This window comes from Marinobacter sp. 1-4A (assembly GCF_016597725.1).
GTDB lineage: Bacteria > Pseudomonadota > Gammaproteobacteria > Pseudomonadales > Oleiphilaceae > Marinobacter.
In genome coordinates, this window is record NZ_VCGY01000003.1 from 261,969 (window position 1) to 280,198 (window position 18,230).

The following is an 18,230-nucleotide window of genomic DNA, read 5'->3' on the forward strand; positions in this document are numbered from 1 at the left end:
ATGACCGACACCGATCACAGTGTTCCGGAAAACCGCTTTCCATCACATTCTCAACCGCACGCTGAATTGCATTCAGCCGAGCAGTTCGAGGCATGGCGGAAATCCATGCTGGCGGCGCCCGCGCCTGCGCCGGTATTAACTGAGGTCGGCAGGGTCACTGAAGTAGGCGATGGCGTTGCAATTGTGACCGGTCTGGCTCGAGCCTTGGCCGATGAGCTGCTGATTTTCGAATGCGGTGTTCAGGGCATAGTGCTGGATCTGGAACCTGGCCGGCTCGGGGTGATTCTGCTTGGTCCTTCCGAGCTGATTACTCTGGGCGAGGATGTACGCCGCACCCGCAAGGTGGTGAGCGTGCCCGTCGGCCCCGCGTTGCTCGGGCGTGTGGTTGATGCCATGGGCCGCCCGAGGGATGGTTTGGGAGCTATCGCCGCTGTTGCAGAAACCCCCATTGAAGCAGAAGCACCGGGCATTCTCAGCCGCTCAGCTATTTTCCGGCCGCTGGCAACCGGCCTTAAAGCCATTGATGCTGCCGTACCTGTAGGCCTCGGCCAACGCGAGTTGATCATCGGTGATCGCCAAACCGGCAAGACCTCCATTGCCATAGACACCATGCTGAACCAGTCGCGCTCGGATGTTATCTGTCTCTATTGTGCTATCGGCCAGCGCGGTGATGCCGTATCCCGGGTTATCGCGGCCCTGAAAAAAGGCAATATGCTGGCACGCAGCATCGTGATGTCGGCCGGTGACGAAGAAACACCGGGGTTGGCGTACATCGCGCCCTATTCCGCTATGGCCATGGCAGAATACTTTTCCGATCAGGGTCGGGATGTATTGATCATTTTTGATGACCTTACCCACCACGCCCGCTCCTATCGGGAGTTGTCACTTCTGTTGCGCCGGCCACCGGGGCGCGAAGCTTTCCCCGGCGATATTTTCTATGTTCATGCGCGCTTATTGGAGCGGGCCGGCCAGTTTACTCAGGAAGCGGGTGGAGGCTCGATTACCGCCTTGCCCGTGGTGGAAACCCAGGCGGAGAACCTGTCTGCCTACATTCCCACCAATCTGATCTCCATTACCGACGGACAAATTTACCTGTCACCGCGACTGGTGCGCCGAAACCAGTTCCCCGCTGTGGATCTGGGTTTGTCCGTTTCCCGCGTAGGCGGCAAAGCCCAAAGCCGCACCTTACGGCAAGTGGCTGGTAACTTGCGGGTCACACTGTCGCAGTTCGAAGAACTGGAAGACTTCGCCCGCTTTGGCACAAGACTGGACGACACCACCCGCGCCCGGCTAACTCGCGGTGCGGCCGTTCGTACCGCCATGCGTCAGGCCGAACGCGATCCCATGCCCGCCGCAGAGCAGCTGGCGGTGTTGATTGCCGCTATGGAAGGGATTTTCGATGCCTTGCCCGAAGAGCAACTGGGCAATGCCATGGACCGCATCCGTACCGTTGCCCGAAAGCACTTCCAATTCATCGATGAGCGCATCAGTGAAAACAAAGGTTTAAACGAGGAAGACCGCAAACGAATTATCACGGCGGCGCGCAAAGCTCTGGCCGCGAACCCTGAAAGTGCAAATGAGGTCAGCCGTGCCCCAGACACTTGAGACGCTGACCCGGCACAGCGACACCCTCACCAGCATTCGCGGCATTGTTCACACCATGAAAACACTGTCTGCGATTAACGCCGCGCCATATGACCATGCCGCCCGCTCCATTGAGGCCTATCACCAGACCATACTGGAAGGCTTTGCGGCCTTTGCTTACCGAACCAGCGGTATCAACCTGCAGCAGGAAGAGGCTTGGGAGCATCTGGTGATCGTATTTGGCTCCGATCACGGGCTTTGCGGCAACTACAACGAAGCCCTCGCAGAGGTGGTCCAGCACCATTGTCAGAGCCAGACAATCGGCAAGCAGCGCCTGTTCTGCATCGGTGCACAAATGAACGATGCTCTGGATGATCAGGACCTGCTGCCCGAAGCAGTATTGCTGCCACCGGCCTCTGCCGAAGGTATAGGCCGTCTTGCTGGAGATATCGTTACCCGTATAGACCGTTTTAGCCGGGGCCAACCTTTGCACCATCTGGCCGTCACTCTGGCATTTACCCAGCGCGGCGAACATGGCACGCGGGAGCCGACCATACAGAGCCTTCTTCCCCTTGCGCCTTCTCTGCTGCAGCGTGAAAAACAATGGGACTCACGCTCACTTCCGGATTACACCATGGAGGCGGGCGCGCTGTTATCATCCCTGATTCGCAGCCATATCTTCGCCAGCGTTTTTCGTGCCTCGGCCGAAGCCATGGTGACCGAAAATTCCGCCCGACTGGCTCTGATGCAGCAGGCTGAGCAATCGGTGGATGAACGCATTGAAGTGGTAGAGGGTGAGCTTCGGTCAGTTCGGCAAACGGAAATTACCAACGAACTGATGGATGTGATTATCGGGTTTGAGGCGTTGAAGAAGCGGGGAAGTCGCGCCCGACCTGCGGGCGCTCAAAAGCCGTGCCCGGAACCAATCAGTTAGCCTCCAGGCGCTTTCTTGCTTGTTCACGGCGGCCAGCATCCGCCACGCTTCGCCCGGGCCTGGCGGGTGCTTGCAGGACTTTGCGGAAGTAGGCTCTTGCCCGCTCCGGCTCGCCTTGTTCCAGCAGAAAATCACCGAAGAAGTAATTCGCGTCGATACCCTCAGGGTTAATGGCCAATGCTTTTTGCAGGTAGTCACGGGCCTTGTCGTCGTTCCCGAAGGCCAAAGGCCAACCGGGTACCTGGTAATAAAGGCTACCGAGGGAGGTGTAGGCCGAGCCGTCGAGCGCGTCGGCATCAATGGCCAGAGCGGCTTCCAGCGATTTACGGGCATCCTTGACCAGCCCGAGCGCGCCCAAACCACCTTTTGCACCGGCATAGGTGCTCAACACAACACCCTGCCAGATCAGGGGCTCGGCACGGTCGTTGTGGCGGGCAACGAATGCTTCCAGATCGGTTGCCAGATCTGCAAACGCTTTTTCCTGTTTAGCCTCTGGCAGTTGATACTGAATTTCTGCCCAACGCTGCTGAATCCCGTTCAGCTCGGTCTCAAAATCTGCGCCCCAGAGCGGCATGGCGATTACCCATGCCATCATCACCAACAGCCACCTCATTGCAGTACTCCTGTATTGAGAAAGCGTTTTATCACCGGTAGTTTCTTGAGCATGGCTTTATCAACAAGACGCGGCAGTATTCCGTTAATCACCACAAACAGTTTCTCGGGCCAACCGAGGAAGCGGCGGCGGTCGTCGTTTTCCATGGCTTTCAGAATGACCAACGCCACCGCTTGTGGCGAGTCAACATGGTTGCCCAGCGCACGATTCAACTCATTGACCGCTTCGGGGTTCATTTCCGTGGCGGTGGCCCTGGGCGCGACGTAAACCACCTGAAGCGCCGTATCCGCCAGTTCCCGTCGCAGGGCTTCAGTGAACCCCCGAAGGCCGAACTTGGTGGCGCAATAGACCGTATACCCGGGAAAACCGATACTGCCAAACGTCGACCCTACGAAGACCAGGGCGCCGCTACCAGCCTTCCGGAATCGGGGCACAAAATGCCTGGCCACAAGCATGGCAGAGCGCAGGTTTACACTGAATTGGGCATCAAGTTCGCTGACTGCCATCGCAGCGAGCTCGGCAAAGCGATTCTGCCCGGCGCAATGGATCACACCATCGATGTCCGGATAAGCCTCACTCAAGCGCACCAGCTGCTGATCCAGATCTATGGCAGCAAGATCCAGATGTACCGGGGACACGCCTTCCCTATGCCCGATATTCTCCGGGTGCCGGGATGCCACGATGACACGGCTACCCGCCCGAGCCAGGGAATCGACCAGAGCCTCGCCAATGCCGCCGGTGCCCCCCAGTAGGAGAAAAATCCGATCATGCAGCTTCATGCCGCTGCTCCTTGCGAGTGGCGGGCAGCGGGATGCTGTGCAACATATCGCCATAAAGCCGGTACACCACACGTGCTGCGTCAATAACCGCCAGCTGGTCGTCCGGATCGGTGATGCCATCCATCAGGTTGCGGAAGAACTCGAAGTGATCCTGGTCCAGAGCCCCATGGGAATACAGGTAACTGAACGCCTGATTCGGCAGCCCCAGAAGTTTCTGGATCTGTTCGCCCAGAGGTGTCGCCAGTTCTACGGACGTGCCCTCAAGCACCTGAACCATCCCGAAGAACGCCGCCGGATTGCCCCGGTTAATCTGGTCGTACAGATAGGACACCATAAGCTCGATAGACAGATCCGATTTGCCGTTACGAATGGCTTCCCTGTCGGCACCGCAGGCCTCCAGATCATTCAGTATCCACTCGTCGTGGCCGTACTCTTCATCAATGTATTCAACCAGTGCCTTGCGGACGAACTCCAAGCGCCGGGGCAATCTGGCACCACAGGCCATCATCAAAGGCACCGTGTGTTTTACGTGGTGGAATGCCTGAGTCAGAAACCAGGTGTAAGACTCAAGGCTGAAATCGCCCTCGCCAATGGCTTTAACCACCGGCGCGCCGGTAACGTGAGCCCGTGCCTCTGCGGTTTCCTGCTGCAATCTGTCAAAAAATGCCATGTGAGATTCTCCTTGTGGATGAGTAAACGATGTTGAAACAAACAGGGGGAAGGCTTCTGCCAGCAGGACCGGCAAATGCGCCTGAATCTGCGCCCGCACCGGGCGACCATTTGCTGTGATAAATCCTTCGGATTGGCGAAGTGGTTGCTGGCGGATATACACTCTGGCCAGTCGGGCATAATCCGGGAGGCGTTGATTGATTTGCTTTACAGACCGGGCAAGGGCCTCTGATGAGCGCCCATCGGTCACTGTCAGCAGAGCCGTGGGCTGCGGTTCACCATCACCGAACACAACTGCCTGGAGAATACCCAGCCCCTGAACCAGCTCACTTTCCAGCCACTCGGGGCTGACATTGCGGCCAAAGCTGGTGATCAGAAGATTCTTTGAACGGCCATTAACCGACAGGAAACCGCCCGTGCTGAGCGCACCCAGATCGCCGGTATCCAACCATTCACACGGCGCTTTCTGATCGCCCAGATAACCCAGGTGGGTATTGCCGCGAATCCGGATGTGGCCATCAGAATCCACCCTCACCTGCACATGAGACAGTGGTTTACCCACGCTGCCCTCGCACTCGGCAGACGGCACGTTCAAGGCCACCACAGAGCTGCATTCCGACAAACCATAGCCCTCATACAGCGGCAAGCCGGCGGCACGGCCACGGTGCAGAAGTTCCGGGGACACCCGGCCACCGCCAACCGCCAGAAACCGGAGAGAGCGGCTGTCGAGCTGCCCCTGCTCGGCGGCGCTCACCAGTGCCATCGCCAGCTCCGGCACCAGAATCAGGGACTGGGGTTGGCCTTGGTGAATGCCCTCAACCAGCCGGTTCAGGTTCAGGCCACTGCTGCCAGTCACCCCCAGGCGCTCCAGTGGCGCCACGTTCACGGTGGCTCCTATAAGCAACGGCAGATACACCCCGGCAATGTTTTCCAGCAGCGTGGCCAGTGGCAAAATGCATAGATGATTTTGCAGCTCTACTTCCGCCAGCCGCTCTTTCAGGGCCAGGGTGGTTGCGGTCATTTGCGCCAGCGACAGGCACACGCCTTTGGGGCTTCCTGTACTGCCAGAGGTGAAAGTGATTTTGGCCGTGCCTTCCGGCATTCGCAGGACTTTTGAAGAACCCTGCAACCTCCGCAACCAGACACTCCGGGCCAGAAACTCACTCTCCTCGGACTCTTCGCCGGATAGCAGGCCTTGCAAGCCTGCCTGTTCAATCAGGTGCGCTACCTGGGTTTCAGAGAAAAACGCCGGAATTGGCACACATACAACGCCTGCCAGCAGGCAGGCAAGATCGGCCAGTATCCAGGCAATGGTGTTGTCTCCACACACTCCCGCCCGCTTTATGCCCTGCAGGCGCAACTGTTCCGCTACGGCCTCTGCGGCCTGCATCATCTGTTGGTAACTGAGATCTGATTCTGGCCCGCGCAAGGCGATGTGCGAAGGGTGCGCCAGCGCCTGCCGGTGGAGCAGTTCAGGCAAGGTTGCCATAAGCGCCTCCTTGCTCTGATTCGCCTGAGCCAGAGCCTGCCTGTACCGGCTGAATACGCCGCAGCAGGTTTGCCTGGCGCAGAGTGCTGAGACTGTCGGCCACGTTGATAGCTATCACCAACGGCTGGTGCTCATAGTAGCGGCCCCAGCCCGCGCCCCTATCGGGCAAACGCTCTGGATCCGCCTGCGCCAACACCCGGGTAGCAATACCCAGTCGATGAAAGCTGTTCCGTAACTGATCAGTGCCCGTGCATACCACCCATTCAAAACCGGCATCCGCCAACCACACTGTCAACGAAACAAACAGGTGCCTGCTGACACCCGCCTCTACACCGGCAAGGTGGGCAATCTCTGCAATGTTTTCACGGGCAATACCCGGCACCGGCATTACAGATTCAATCGGAGCAGGTAAATAGTCTTCAAGAAAAAGCGGTTCCAGAGCGGCATCGCGAACGCCCACCGCTGCCAACAGCGTACCCTGAGCCGAGGTAAGGGCCAGCAACAAAGGTATCCGCAGTGCGGGCTCCGCCCCATAGGCCTGCAAAAACCGCCGCCGAATGAACTCTGCGACCGTAGCCGCCAGCGCGGTACCCGGGCTAATCTCGCTCAACCAGCGCCCGGCACAACGAAGGGCGGGAACCAGCTCCGGTGAATCTGGCGGGCAATGTATGGACATCGTTAGCGGATCAGTCATGCTCGCTCTCCAACAGCTCTCGGGCAAGGTGCCCGTGATAGTGAGCGGTCAGATTAGAGCGCAAGCCTTAACCGAGCCTTAAGCCCGGACACCAGAATTCTTAAACAGGCCTTAAGGTTTCTCCCGAACATCCGTTAAGACTTGCTTAAGAATGCCTGTGTAAAATGACTTTTCGCGAGTACGAATTTGAAGTGTGAAAGTTTGACGTTCTATTCCAATACGGGCCCTACTTAATGCGCATATTACTGGTAGAAGATGACCAACTTCTGGGCACAACCATGCTGGATATGCTGCGGGCAGACCAGCACACCGTAGATTGGCTGGATGATGGCCAGCAGGCGCTGAATGCGTTGGTGGATGAGCACTTTGATCTGGCCTTACTGGATTTGACCCTGCCCCGGGTGGACGGCCTTGATATCGTTCGGCATACCCGGCAACAGGGCAATCAGCTTCCTATTATCATTCTGACCGCCAGGGCGGAACTGGAAGAGAAGCTGCAGGGTCTGGATGCAGGTGCCGACGACTACCTGACCAAACCCTTCGCCATGGCCGAACTCAAGGCCCGGATTCGCGCCGTTACCCGGCGCAAGTCCGCAACCAATCGTAATGAGTTGATTTTAGGCCGGCTGGCACTGGACACAGCTTCTGGCCAGCTAACCCTGGGCACAGAGTCCGTCACACTGGCCCGCAGTGAATTCCAGATTCTGCAGTACATGATGCGCCACCCGGACCAGGTCGCCACCCGCAGGCGGCTGGAAGAACAGCTCTATGGTTGGGAGCCGGGTGCGGAGAGCAATGCTCTGGAAGTGCATATTCACCATCTGCGACGCCGGATAGGCAAGGCGACCATTCGCACCATCCGCGGCGTTGGCTACCTGCTGGACAGCCAGGCCGCTTGCGGAGACCCGGAATGTCCCTGACCCGCACCCTGACGCTGCTTGTTACCTCCACAGTGCTGCTGATTGCCCTGACTGCCGCCGCCTGGAGCTACATTGAGAGCAATCACGAACTGGAAGAGCTGTTCGACGCCGAACTGGCTCAAAGCTCGCGGATTGTGCAGGGACTGGTTCGCCACTTGGCGGACACCCAATCCATGGAGCAGCTGCCACAAACCCTGCGCGAAACCTTGACCTTGCCGCTTGCGCAGGATGTCGGCCCGGAAGCCGATGGTGACGAAATTCTGCCCGATGGTGCCGGGCACAAATACGAGAAAAAACTGGCCTTTGAGGTCTGGACGCCCGATCGCACGCCGCTGCTGGATACGCTGAAGGCCGATGACGCCAAAGGCTTGGCCCCGGGCTACTCATGGGCTGAATCCCAAGGCTATCGCTGGCGCGTGTTCACACTTCGCGACCCGGCGACCGGCTTCTGGATTCGCACCGCCCAGCGTGAGGAAATTCGCAAGGAGCTGAGCCAGGAACTGGCTCTGGGTAACGTGCTGCCCTTGCTTCTGGCTTTACCGCTGCTGCTGCTGGCCGCCGGCGCCGCCATCCAGGTCGGGTTTCGCCCGCTACGCCGGCTGGAGCACCCCATCCGCAACATGGCTCCGGAACGTATCCATCCACTTGATGACCGGCAAGCGCCAAAGGAAGTCGCAGGCCTGGTGCAGGCGGTAAACAGCCTGCTCAAGCGGCTGGATCAGGCTTTGGAACGGGAGCGGCGTTTTTCAGCGGATGCTGCCCACGAGCTGCGCACACCGCTGGCAGCCTTGCGCCTGAATCTTGAAAAAGCCTGTGGAGACGACCCACAGCAGTTCCGGACCCTGATCCAGTCGGTTGACCGCATGACGCACCTGGTGGAACAAATGCTGCTGCTGAGCCGGGTCGATTCCGGGGCCGGTTTCTCGAAGCAAGATCACGATCTGTCCGCGATACTCGAGCAAAGTATTGCTGATGTAACGCCGTTGGCGCTGAAAAAGAATATCGAACCGGTTTTGTATGACGATATCGGTCAGGCTCCGGTGTGTTGCAACGATGCGCTGATCAGCACGCTGATGCGAACCCTGCTGGCCAACGCCATTCAGTACAGCCCGGAACATACGTTGGTAGAGATCCGCCTGACACCTTCCGGCAACGGCTATCACATCACTTTGTGTGACCAGGGGCCGGGCATCGCAGCAGAAGCCCGTGAACGGGCCCTCAGCCGTTTTGTACGGCTCGACCAACGGCTCGGTGGCGGCGCAGGGCTGGGATTGGCTATCGCGCGCAGGATCGCGGAACTTCACCGCGGCCAGCTCACGCTGAACGCTCGGCCTGACGGGCAGGCCGGGCTTTGGGTTAGCCTGTGGCTGCCAGCAAGCGCCATTCGGAGCAATGGCAAAGATTTGGCCCAACAAGGTTTCAGAGGTTCAGCGCGTCCTGAAGAGCCTCATCATCCAACGATTGCCCCCAACGATTAACATGCAGAAGCTCGCTCACGGCTAAACGTGATCGCCAGCCCTTGGCCTCCAGCTCCGGCTTGTCCAGAAACTCACTGACATAACCAAGACACAAATACGCGAGTGGGTAGACGTTTTCCGGCAGGTTCAGAATATCGGCCAGCCTGGTTTGGTCGATAATACTGACCCAACCCACACCGATGCCTTCCGCCCGCGCCGCCAGCCAGAGGTTTTGTACGGCAAGGCAGGTGCTGAACAGATCCATATCCACAATGGAGTTACGCCCAAGCACATGGGCGCCACCGCGGCTGCGATCACAGGTAATACACAGATTCATCGGGCTTTCAGTAATGCCCTGCAGTTTCAGGCTGCGATAGGTTTGCTGGCGCTCCCCGGTGTAATTGTCTGCGGCTTTTGCGTTCTCTTCATTGAAGCTGGCCAATACCTGCTCGCGAACGTCCAGGCTGTCGATGAGTATAAAATCCCAGGGTTGCATAAAGCCCACGGAAGGCGCGTGGTGCGCGGCTTTCAGGAGCCTTGCCAGCACGGGTTTTGGAATCGGGTCTGGTAGAAACTGTGAGCGCACATCGCGGCGTTCGTATATGGCACGGTAGAGTCCGGCGCGCTCGCTGTCACTGAAGCTGTTATCTGAATGACTCATTGTGCCTGGTGTCCTCCGGGGTGAACGCTATCGGGCTCAGGTTCAGCAGTTCGCGCAACCACGCGGTATCGAGATGCTGCTCTATCTGATCCGCCAATCGGTCCAGTTGCGCCATGCGATGCTGCTGATAATCCACCGCAGCGCCCGACTGATTCAACCCGGCCCAGCGCAGGATTGCATCACAGGCGGTGGGCTCGTCGAATATTCCATGCACGTAGGTTCCGGCGATCTGGCCGTCAGTACTCATCGCGCCCTCGTTGCTGCCATTTATCCGGCCCAGCGGGCGCGTCAGAGCCGCTCCCTCACTAACGCCATTGTGCATTTCGTATCCCCTGAAACCAACCTCGGCTTTCGCACCATCCGTTGCCGTCAGGTTTAGCACGCCCTGCACGTTTCTCAGTTGTTTACCGGCCACCATGCTGGTGGTCATTTCGAGCAAACCCAAGCCTTCTGTAGATCCTGCGTTTCCTTCCAGCCCGCTCGGGTCAGCCACTTGCTTACCCAGCATCTGGAAACCGCCGCAAATGCCGAACACCTTGCCGCCGTAGCGCAGATGTTTACGGATGGCTTGGGCCCAGCCTTGGCTGTGCAGAAAGTCCAGATCGGTGCGGGTGCTTTTGCTGCCGGGTAGGATGATGAGATCCGCCGGAGGGATGGGCTGGTCTGGCCCGATAAACTGGAGGTTTACGCCGGGGTGCAGGCGCAGGGGGTCGAAATCGTTGTGGTTACTGATGCGCGGCAACACCGGCACAATTACGTTAAGCGCTCCGGCGTCGCTGGTGCCGGATGTGCCTATGCTGTCTTCAGAATCCACAATCAGGCCGTGAAGATAGGGCAACACCCCGATGACTGGTTTTCCGGTGCGCTCGGTCAACCAGTCCAGACCCGGCTCCAGCAAGCCAATATCACCGCGAAAACGGTTAATAATGAAGCCTTTGGTACGCTTCTGCTCGCTACCTGAGATCAGCGCCAGCGTGCCTACCAGCTGTGCAAACACGCCGCCCCGGTCAATGTCACCCACCAACAACACCGGGCAATCTGCCGCTTCCGCAAAGCCCATGTTGGCGATGTCGTTGGCCCGCAGGTTAACCTCGGCCGGGCTGCCAGCGCCCTCGGCAATGATTACATCGTAGCGTTCGCTGAGTGAGCGCCAGGCGGCCATAACCGCCTCCATGGCTTCGGCTTTGTAGGCATGATAATCCAGCGCATCCATATTGCCATGCACTTGCCCGCGCAAAATAACCTGGGCACCGCAATCGCTTTGCGGCTTCAACAATACCGGGTTCATGTCGCTGTGTGGCTCAAGGCCACAGGCCAGGGCCTGTAGAGCGGTGGACCGGCCAATTTCGCCACCGTCGATCGTGACTGCGCTGTTCAATGCCATGTTTTGTGGTTTGAACGGCGCAACCGATACACCTTGACGGGCCAACCAGCGGCACAGGGCCGCAACGACAGTCGTTTTACCGGCGTCGGAGGTAGTGCCCTGGATCATGAGGGTGGTCATGAGTTAAAGCTCAACACCCTTCTGAGCCTTGATGCCCTGATCCTCAAAGGCGTGCTTCACCACACCCATTTCAGTCACGGTATCTGCGAAGTCGATCAGTTCTTTCGGAGCACTTCTGCCAGTAACAACCACATGTTGCATCTCCGGGCGAGCCTGCAGGTCATCCAAAACGCGATCCAGATCGATGTAGTCGTACTTCAATGCGATATTGAGCTCATCCAGCAAAATCAGATCGTAGCTGTCGTCTTTCAACATGCCTGCAACGATGTCCCAGGCGGCATTGGCCGCTGCAACATCCTGCTCCCGATTCTGGGTTTCCCAGGTGTAGCCTTGGCCCATTACGTGGTAATCCACATTGGGCAGGTTCCGAAAAAACGCCTCTTCGCCGGTACTAAAAGCACCTTTGATGAACTGCACAACACCAACTTTCATGCCGTGGCCAAGGGCGCGGGCGACCATACCGAAACCGGAACTGCTTTTGCCTTTGCCCGGACCGGTTAGCACCAGCAATATGCCCTGTTCTTTCTGGGCTTTGGCTATGCGCTCCTGCATGATTTTCTGCTTGGCTGCCATGCGTTTGGCGTGGCGTTCGGGGTCTTTTGCGCGTTCCTTCATGGCGATAGCCTCATGTCAAAGTTGCTTTATTGAGCCGGCACAAATACCGACAGTCCGTCCTTTTTCAAGGAGATAAGGCGCTGATTGTATAAACGTTCCAGTGCTTCCGGCACCAACATGCTTTCGGTTGCCCCCCAACAGGCATCGCCATTGGTGTAGAGCAGCAGAACATGGCTACACCAGCGTGCGGCCATGTTCAGGTCATGCAGGCACATAAACACAGTTTTTCCGGACTGGGCTTGATTCCGAAGAAGGTTCATCACCTTGACCTGATGGTGCAGGTCCAGATGATTGGTGGGCTCATCCAGTAACCAGATATCCGGGTTTTGGGTCATTAAGGTGGCAATGGCTACACGCTGGCGCTCGCCACCAGACAAGGTGTTGAGCAAGCGGTTAGACAACCCTTCAACATCCAGTGCCCGCAGCGCTTGCTCGGCAAGCGCCTGATCTTCGCCTTGCTCGCTCTCCCAAGGTGACAACCAGGGATGGCGACCAATGAGTGCTGTTTCCATCACCGTTGCCGGGAAAGTATCCTGACGTTCCTGAAACACCAGCCCCAGTTGCCGGGCAATAGCACGACGCTTCAGCTCTTTCACGGGAGCGTTATTCAGCTCTACCCACCCGCTGCGGGCGGGCAACAACCCTGCAAGTGTATGCAGTAAGGTGGTTTTTCCCGCGCCGTTGGGGCCAAGTACACCCCAGACCTGCCCAGACTCAATGGTCATGTTCAACGCAAAGCCATCGCGCCTTTCTGGGATATTGATGATCAGATCGCGAGTACGCAAAGTGCTCATCAGCGGCTCCGGTGCAGTAGATACAGGAACATAGGCACGCCAAGCAAAGCCGTAATAACGCCAACCGGTAACTGCTCGGGAGCAATCACCGTGCGTGCCAAGGTGTCCGCCAGCACCAACAGAGTGCCGCCAGCCAAAACGCTGGCAGGCAAGATGACGCGCTGATCATTACCCAGCACCAACCGAAGCATGTGGGGCACAATCAGACCGACAAAGCCGATGCTGCCAGCCGTCGTTACCGCTGTTGCCGTCAGCAAGCTTGCTAGCAGATACACCGACCACTCCAGCGGCCGCACAGAAACCCCCAATGCGGCTGCCTGCATAGGCCCTCGGGCTAAAACGTTAAGGTTTCGGGCGAGCGGCATGATCAATGCAATCGATACAACCAACACCGAAAGAGCCGGCCAAGGTGTGCGAGCATAGGAAACATCACCCATCAGCCAGTACAGCATGCCGGGCAGTTTGTGGGAGGGCGTAATTGCCAGCATAAGGGTGATCACAGCTCCCCAGCCGGACGCGACCACAACACCGGTGAGCAGTAGGCGGGAGGGTGTCCAACTGCCAGTTCCATGGGCAAGGCCGAACACCAGCAGGGTTGCCAACATGGCACCGGCAAAGGCCGAACCCGAGATCAACAGCGTTCCCATTCCGGCCAGCATGGCCAACAGCGCACCCACGGCCGCACCGCCTGATAACCCTAGAATATAAGGATCGGCAAGTGGATTTCGTAGCAATACCTGCATCAGCGCACCGGCTACCGCAAGCAGGCCGCCGGTAGCAAAGGCCGCGACTGCGCGGGGCAGCCGCAATTCCCAAACAAGCGTGCGATGTAACGCGCTGCCGTCACCCTGAATAACCTGCCAAAGATCAGGCAGTGGGACGGTCACACTTCCCATAGCCAGGGCCAGCATCATGGCAGCCAATGCCATTGCGCCCAGACTCAGAAGTGCGCGAGTCACAGGTCGCCACCACACATGTTCACGCTTAGGCCGTTAGTGCCCACGGGCAACTTCCAGCTTTTGGCATATCAGTTTACTGGCCTCGAGCAGTCTGGGAGTTGGTCGGGAAATGGGAGACGCCGGAACAAAAATAAGATTGTTCCGAACCACCGCACTCAGCCCGGAATACTCCTTCCAGCGATCCAGTTGGCCGTCGCTTTCACCTTCGGCACTGCCGGTAAGAATGGCATCGGGGTTCGCCTCCAGAACAACCTCTGCGCTGATTCTAGGCACCAAACGTGGCATGTCACCAAACACATTAACTCCGCCGCACAACTGCAGAACCTTGCCAATTAAATGATCATTGTTGATTGTCATCAGAGGCTGCTCCCACACCTGATAAAAAACCGATATCGGCTCTGCATCGCGGTACTCTTCGGTGATATCTGCAATGCCTTTTCTGAAACGCTCTGCTTCAGCAAATCCTGACTCCTCCGTACCTGCGAGAGTCGACAGCCGCTCAAGAACGCTGGATACCCCCTCAAAGGTACGGGGCTCAATGGCAAACAAAGGAATACCCAGTTCCTCCAACAACTCAATCTGGGCCGGTGGGTTGCCTGTTACCCAGGTGATAACCAGATCCGGCTTAAGCGCCATGAGGGCCTCAAGATCTATTCGAGTATGGTTGCCAACCCTGGGGAGTTTGAGCGCGGCAGGTGGATAGTCACTGTAATTAACACCCGCGATGACTTTGTCACCCGCCCCGGCTGCGAAAGTAAGCTCTGTTGCGCCCGGCGACAAAGTGGCAATGCGCTGCGCAGGAACCGCCAGACAAAGGGATTGCCCAGCATCATCTGTGGCGCAAACGTCTGCAAACGCACCGGGAATGAGCGCGAAAAACAACAAAAACACACGAAAAACCATCAAGAAACCATTCCTTTTAGCGCCATCAAATTGGCAGGCCCAGAGCCACAAGCAACATTAATTGACTGACATAAAACGGGACCCTAGACTATGCGCCAAGTTCTATCCGTAGCAGGTGCCCGTTGCGCAACATACGTTATCGTATTATTGCGCACAGGGTGAAACTGGGAAGTTCGGTTAAAGTCCGACGCTGCCCCCGCAACGGTAAGTGGCAATGAGCAGGATCAGTTCCAGCCTTCAAGCTGGTGCGAGCGCATCCTACTCTGGCGACATCGCCAGCCGCAAGCCCGGAGACCGGCCTGCTACCGGCTATCAGTGTGTACTGGCGGAGGGCTGGTACCGCGGAGTTTTTGCCCACTCGTGTTGGCGTTAAACCTCCTGATGATAGCTGTGCTCGCAGCTAAGACAGAGTTCTGTGGCTGCAGTTTATAGCTCATTTGGCCATGGTTACTGCTCCAATGCGACGAATTGTCTGCCTGTTATTTCTTTTGCCTCTAGCCGTCGCGAATGCTGATGATTCCTCGCCATTTATCGTTGTGGAGAGTGCCCCGGCCAATGCCGCTGCAACCCTAGACCCCGCCAAGGCAACTGGCCCCGTACGAGTAGTTCCTCGCTCAGAATTTGAAAACCGCACGGCAAATCTAGCGGATGTACTGAGTGAGCAGACCGGCGTGCAAATCCGCCAAAGTGGTGGCTTAGGCAGCTATTCCTCCGTGTCGCTCAGAGGCTCCACGGCACAACAGGTTCAGGTTGTGGTCGATGGCATGCTGCTGAACGATCCGGTTACGGGCGGTGTGGATATGGGCAAGCTGGGCCTGCACGATGTAAGCCGTATTCAGGTTTACCCCAACGGCGCACCCGCACAATTTGCCCAAGCGGGCATTGGCGGCGTTGTTGTACTGGAAACTCTCGGCAAAGATATCGAGGGCTCAACCCGTCTGAATCTGGGCGCTGGCTCGTTTGATACTTACAAGATGGGCTTGTTCGATAGCGGCAGCCATGAAGATGTTTATTACTGGCTATCGCTAGACAGGCAAAGCAGCGACAACGACTTTGAATACCCTAACAGCCGCAATTGGTTCAATCCGAACGATGGCGCGAACACCAGACGCCGGAACGCAGAGTACGAGCAGGATGCCGTCAGCACCAAACTTGGCTGGGAGATCAACAACACCAGCAACCTGGATGCGCTGATCCAATACAACGACAACGAGCAAAATGTTCCAAGCATTCAGAACTGGCGCAACAACAAAGCCTTTCTCACCAACGAAACACTGCGCACCCAACTTCACTACCAGCAACAAGGCTGGATGAACGGCAAAATTCACTCCAGCCACCGGCTTATCTGGTCGGACACCAGCGAACGCTACAACAACGCAACCGGGCTCGTTGGGCTAGGCACCACCGATGTCTTTACCGACACGGATCAGCTTGGCATGGTCAACACCCTCACTTGGCTGCTGGGCAATCACACGGTTTCCGCGACGGCCGATGTCGCTCATTACAACTACCATCAACATGACAAGCTGGGCTCTGAGCTTCCTGACAAAAGAGAGCGCCTACAGATTGCCGCTGCGTTTTCTCACCAATGGCTCAGCTCAAACAGCCGCTGGCGCTCGCAGGTTTCACTGCGGCAGTACCGGGTTGATGACGATTCCGACGAGACACTCGGTAATGGCACCATCACGAAGACCTCGAACACCAATCGTTATAACAGCTGGCAATTGGGATTGAGCCATTATTTTGCCGATAACTGGGAAATCTCGGCCGGGCTGGCGCGTCAGGTTCGCGTTCCCACCTTGCAAGAGCTCTATGGTCAGCAGGGGTTGTTTGTTGGCAACACCGACCTGCAAGCCGAAGAGTCTCTAAATTACGAAATCACACTGCGCACAGACCAAGGTTGGGGGCATGTTGAATTAACCGGCTTCTATCGCGACCTAGACCCTGCAGTTTCGGCTATTTATGACGCCCGCGGCGTTGGCCGCTATACCAATTTATCCGCACACATTTACGGTGCAGAAGTGGATGCGTCATGGCGCATTTACCACTGGTGGAACGTCTACGCCAACGCCACGCTGCAAGAGTCTGAAAACACCGACAACAGTGTCAGCGACCGCTACGAACACAGGCTGCCCGGCATTTACCATGAATCATTCGTTGCAGGCAGCCGCTGGCATATACGGCCATTCCGCTTTGATATTTCCTACAGCTATGACGACAAGCTCTATTACGACGCTGCCAACCGATTGACCGCAGACACGCGAACGCTTGTTAACGCCTCCGCCAGTTGGACGAAGGTCTGGGCAAACCGCAGCGAGAGTGACATCGCTCTGGAGCTACGGAACATAACGAATGAAGTTTACCAAGACTTCAGCCGCTTCCCGGGGCCGGGCAGGGGCTGGTTTGTAAATATGAAACACCGCTTTTAATGAACGACAACCAAGGAGTTTATCAATGAAAACTGAATACTATGCACGCAGCTTAGCGCTGCCCTTTGTGCTTGCCCTCACAGCGACACTTACCGCCTGTGGCGGAAGCTCAAGCGGCAACGATGGCAATTTGCAAGTAGGCGAAGACACGCAATATGTGGCTGTTATTGCAACGGCTGCAAGCGATTACAGCTCGGGCGAGGTTGAACTGGCGGAGCTTGATAAAGAGGATATAACGGCTTCGGGTGGCTACTTTTCAACGATCTCCGATATCACCGTGAACGCATACGGAGAGAACTATTACCTGATTGAAAAGTTCAACGGCGATTCCATTAAGAAAGTAAATGTGAGCGAGCCAGCCATAGCGACCTGGGAGTACTCCACATTGGCGGCGGGGGACGAAGGGTCGTCCAACCCCTACAAGCTTGTTTTCGTGAATGAGGAAAAAGCCTACCTGCTTCGCTACGGTGCCAGCAAAGCGTGGATTGTAAACCCTTCAGCCGCAACAGAGTCCGAGTTCCGTATCGGTGAACTTGATCTGTCAGCGTACCTTCCGGAAGACACCATTGGCGCACCCAACATGTCCTCAGGCGTGATCGCCAACGACAAGCTGTTTATTACGCTGCAGCGGTTGGACAGCAATTACCAGCCGACAAATACCGCGTACGTTGCCGTGTTTGACACAACAACCGACACGGAAATAGACACCAACTCAGGGAACTCAGAGTCGTTAAAAGGTATTCCTCTCCAAGGTCTGAACCCAGCACGCATCGAACATGTTGAAGGTCTCGGCCTCACCGTGGTTAACCGGGGCGCATTCAGTTCACCCTTCACCGGAACAGGTCTGGACATTGTTAACCCGGAAACCTATGCCGTTAGCTCATTGATTGCAGACGAAGATATCACCACACAAATCAATAGCGCTGTTTTTGTTAGCCCAACACAAGCCTACATTCTTAACTACTCAGGCTGGCAGAACATTGCCCTGCAGCGCTTCAACCCCTCTGAAGGCGTGAGCAGCCTTGAAGATGTCGCAGATCTAACGGGTGGAGACTTCAGAACTCTAAACCTGAGCCCGGAAGGCACCTTGTGGTTGGGCGATGCCAACACAAATGCTCAGGGTATTCGTATTCTTGATACGGCCACCGATGAGCAGGTCGACTTTGTAGAAACCCAGCTGTTACCCATTGCCGTCACCTTCTTGGAAACCGAGAAGTAAGGCAGCG

General features: G+C 57.0%; 16 protein-coding genes and 1 riboswitch. Of the genes, 6 read left to right on the forward strand and 10 right to left on the reverse strand.

All coding sequences use genetic code 11. The features are described 5' to 3' along the window. Together FE845_RS08245 and FE845_RS08250 are read left to right on the forward strand one after the other, a co-directional pair. Complete coding sequence (locus tag FE845_RS08245) at nucleotides 1-1,605, forward strand: F0F1 ATP synthase subunit alpha (protein ID WP_200363339.1); 1,605 nt, start codon at nucleotides 1-3, stop codon at nucleotides 1,603-1,605. Continuing rightward, a complete protein-coding gene (locus FE845_RS08250; protein ID WP_200363340.1) occupies nucleotides 1,589-2,518 on the forward strand; it encodes a F0F1 ATP synthase subunit gamma in 930 nt (309 codons plus the stop codon). Before FE845_RS08245 ends, FE845_RS08250 begins: the two co-directional genes overlap by 17 nt. Here FE845_RS08250 and FE845_RS08255 read toward each other — a convergent pair. The 4 genes from FE845_RS08255 to FE845_RS08270 are packed head-to-tail and all read right to left on the reverse strand — an operon-like array spanning nucleotide 2,511 to nucleotide 6,762. Continuing rightward, on the reverse strand, nucleotides 2,511-3,131 hold the full coding sequence (locus tag FE845_RS08255) for a tetratricopeptide repeat protein (RefSeq protein ID WP_200363342.1): 621 nt from the start codon (nucleotides 3,129-3,131) through the stop codon (nucleotides 2,511-2,513). The genes FE845_RS08250 and FE845_RS08255 overlap by 8 nt on opposite strands. Further along, complete coding sequence (locus FE845_RS08260; protein WP_200363344.1) at nucleotides 3,128-3,910, reverse strand: SDR family oxidoreductase; 783 nt, start codon at nucleotides 3,908-3,910, stop codon at nucleotides 3,128-3,130. The genes FE845_RS08255 and FE845_RS08260 overlap by 4 nt, the downstream gene beginning before the upstream one ends. Then, nucleotides 3,897-6,068 (reverse strand): AMP-binding protein, encoded by a 2,172-nt coding sequence (locus FE845_RS08265; RefSeq protein ID WP_200363346.1) that lies wholly within the window; start codon nucleotides 6,066-6,068, stop codon nucleotides 3,897-3,899. Before FE845_RS08265 ends, FE845_RS08260 begins: the two co-directional genes overlap by 14 nt. Beyond that, the gene (locus FE845_RS08270) at nucleotides 6,052-6,762 is read right to left on the reverse strand and encodes a thermostable hemolysin (protein ID WP_227714190.1); all 711 of its coding nucleotides are present in this window, start codon (nucleotides 6,760-6,762) and stop codon (nucleotides 6,052-6,054) included. The genes FE845_RS08265 and FE845_RS08270 overlap by 17 nt, the downstream gene beginning before the upstream one ends. 233 nt (nucleotides 6,763-6,995) lie before the next feature. Here FE845_RS08270 and FE845_RS08275 point away from each other — a divergent pair, with 233 nt between their 5' ends. Next, nucleotides 6,996-7,682: a response regulator transcription factor gene (locus FE845_RS08275; RefSeq protein WP_200363348.1), complete on the forward strand. Its 687-nt coding sequence runs from the start codon at nucleotides 6,996-6,998 to the stop codon at nucleotides 7,680-7,682. Continuing rightward, nucleotides 7,673-9,160, forward strand: coding sequence for an ATP-binding protein (locus FE845_RS08280; protein WP_200363350.1), 1,488 nt, complete (start codon nucleotides 7,673-7,675; stop codon nucleotides 9,158-9,160). Before FE845_RS08275 ends, FE845_RS08280 begins: the two co-directional genes overlap by 10 nt. Here FE845_RS08280 and bluB read toward each other — a convergent pair. Genes bluB through FE845_RS08310 form a run of 6 tightly spaced genes read right to left on the reverse strand, consistent with a single transcriptional unit; the run spans nucleotide 9,102 to nucleotide 14,575 of the window. Beyond that, the gene (bluB, locus tag FE845_RS08285; RefSeq protein WP_200363352.1) at nucleotides 9,102-9,800 is read right to left on the reverse strand and encodes a 5,6-dimethylbenzimidazole synthase; all 699 of its coding nucleotides are present in this window, start codon (nucleotides 9,798-9,800) and stop codon (nucleotides 9,102-9,104) included. The genes FE845_RS08280 and bluB overlap by 59 nt on opposite strands. Then, nucleotides 9,784-11,304, reverse strand: coding sequence for a cobyric acid synthase (locus FE845_RS08290; RefSeq protein WP_200363355.1), 1,521 nt, complete (start codon nucleotides 11,302-11,304; stop codon nucleotides 9,784-9,786). Before FE845_RS08290 ends, bluB begins: the two co-directional genes overlap by 17 nt. Before the next feature lie 3 nt (nucleotides 11,305-11,307). Beyond that, nucleotides 11,308-11,919, reverse strand: coding sequence for a cob(I)yrinic acid a,c-diamide adenosyltransferase (gene cobO / locus FE845_RS08295; RefSeq protein ID WP_200363357.1), 612 nt, complete (start codon nucleotides 11,917-11,919; stop codon nucleotides 11,308-11,310). Nucleotides 11,920-11,945: 26 nt separating this feature from the next. Next, complete coding sequence (locus tag FE845_RS08300) at nucleotides 11,946-12,713, reverse strand: ABC transporter ATP-binding protein (protein ID WP_200363359.1); 768 nt, start codon at nucleotides 12,711-12,713, stop codon at nucleotides 11,946-11,948. Further along, a complete protein-coding gene (locus FE845_RS08305; protein WP_320159677.1) occupies nucleotides 12,713-13,672 on the reverse strand; it encodes an iron ABC transporter permease in 960 nt (319 codons plus the stop codon). The genes FE845_RS08300 and FE845_RS08305 overlap by 1 nt, the downstream gene beginning before the upstream one ends. 33 nt (nucleotides 13,673-13,705) lie before the next feature. Further along, nucleotides 13,706-14,575, reverse strand: coding sequence for a cobalamin-binding protein (locus FE845_RS08310; RefSeq protein WP_200363959.1), 870 nt, complete (start codon nucleotides 14,573-14,575; stop codon nucleotides 13,706-13,708). Between the two features lie 96 nt (nucleotides 14,576-14,671). Continuing rightward, a riboswitch (cobalamin riboswitch) is annotated at nucleotides 14,672-14,893 on the forward strand. A gap of 140 nt (nucleotides 14,894-15,033) precedes the next feature. Between FE845_RS08310 and FE845_RS08315 the strand changes: the two genes are divergently transcribed. Together FE845_RS08315 and FE845_RS08320 are read left to right on the forward strand one after the other, a co-directional pair. Next, entirely contained in the window at nucleotides 15,034-17,004 is a 1,971-nt protein-coding gene (locus FE845_RS08315) for a TonB-dependent receptor (RefSeq protein WP_200363361.1), read from the forward strand. Between the two features lie 25 nt (nucleotides 17,005-17,029). Continuing rightward, nucleotides 17,030-18,223, forward strand: coding sequence for a hypothetical protein (locus FE845_RS08320; protein ID WP_200363364.1), 1,194 nt, complete (start codon nucleotides 17,030-17,032; stop codon nucleotides 18,221-18,223). Nucleotides 18,224-18,230 lie beyond the last annotated feature (7 nt).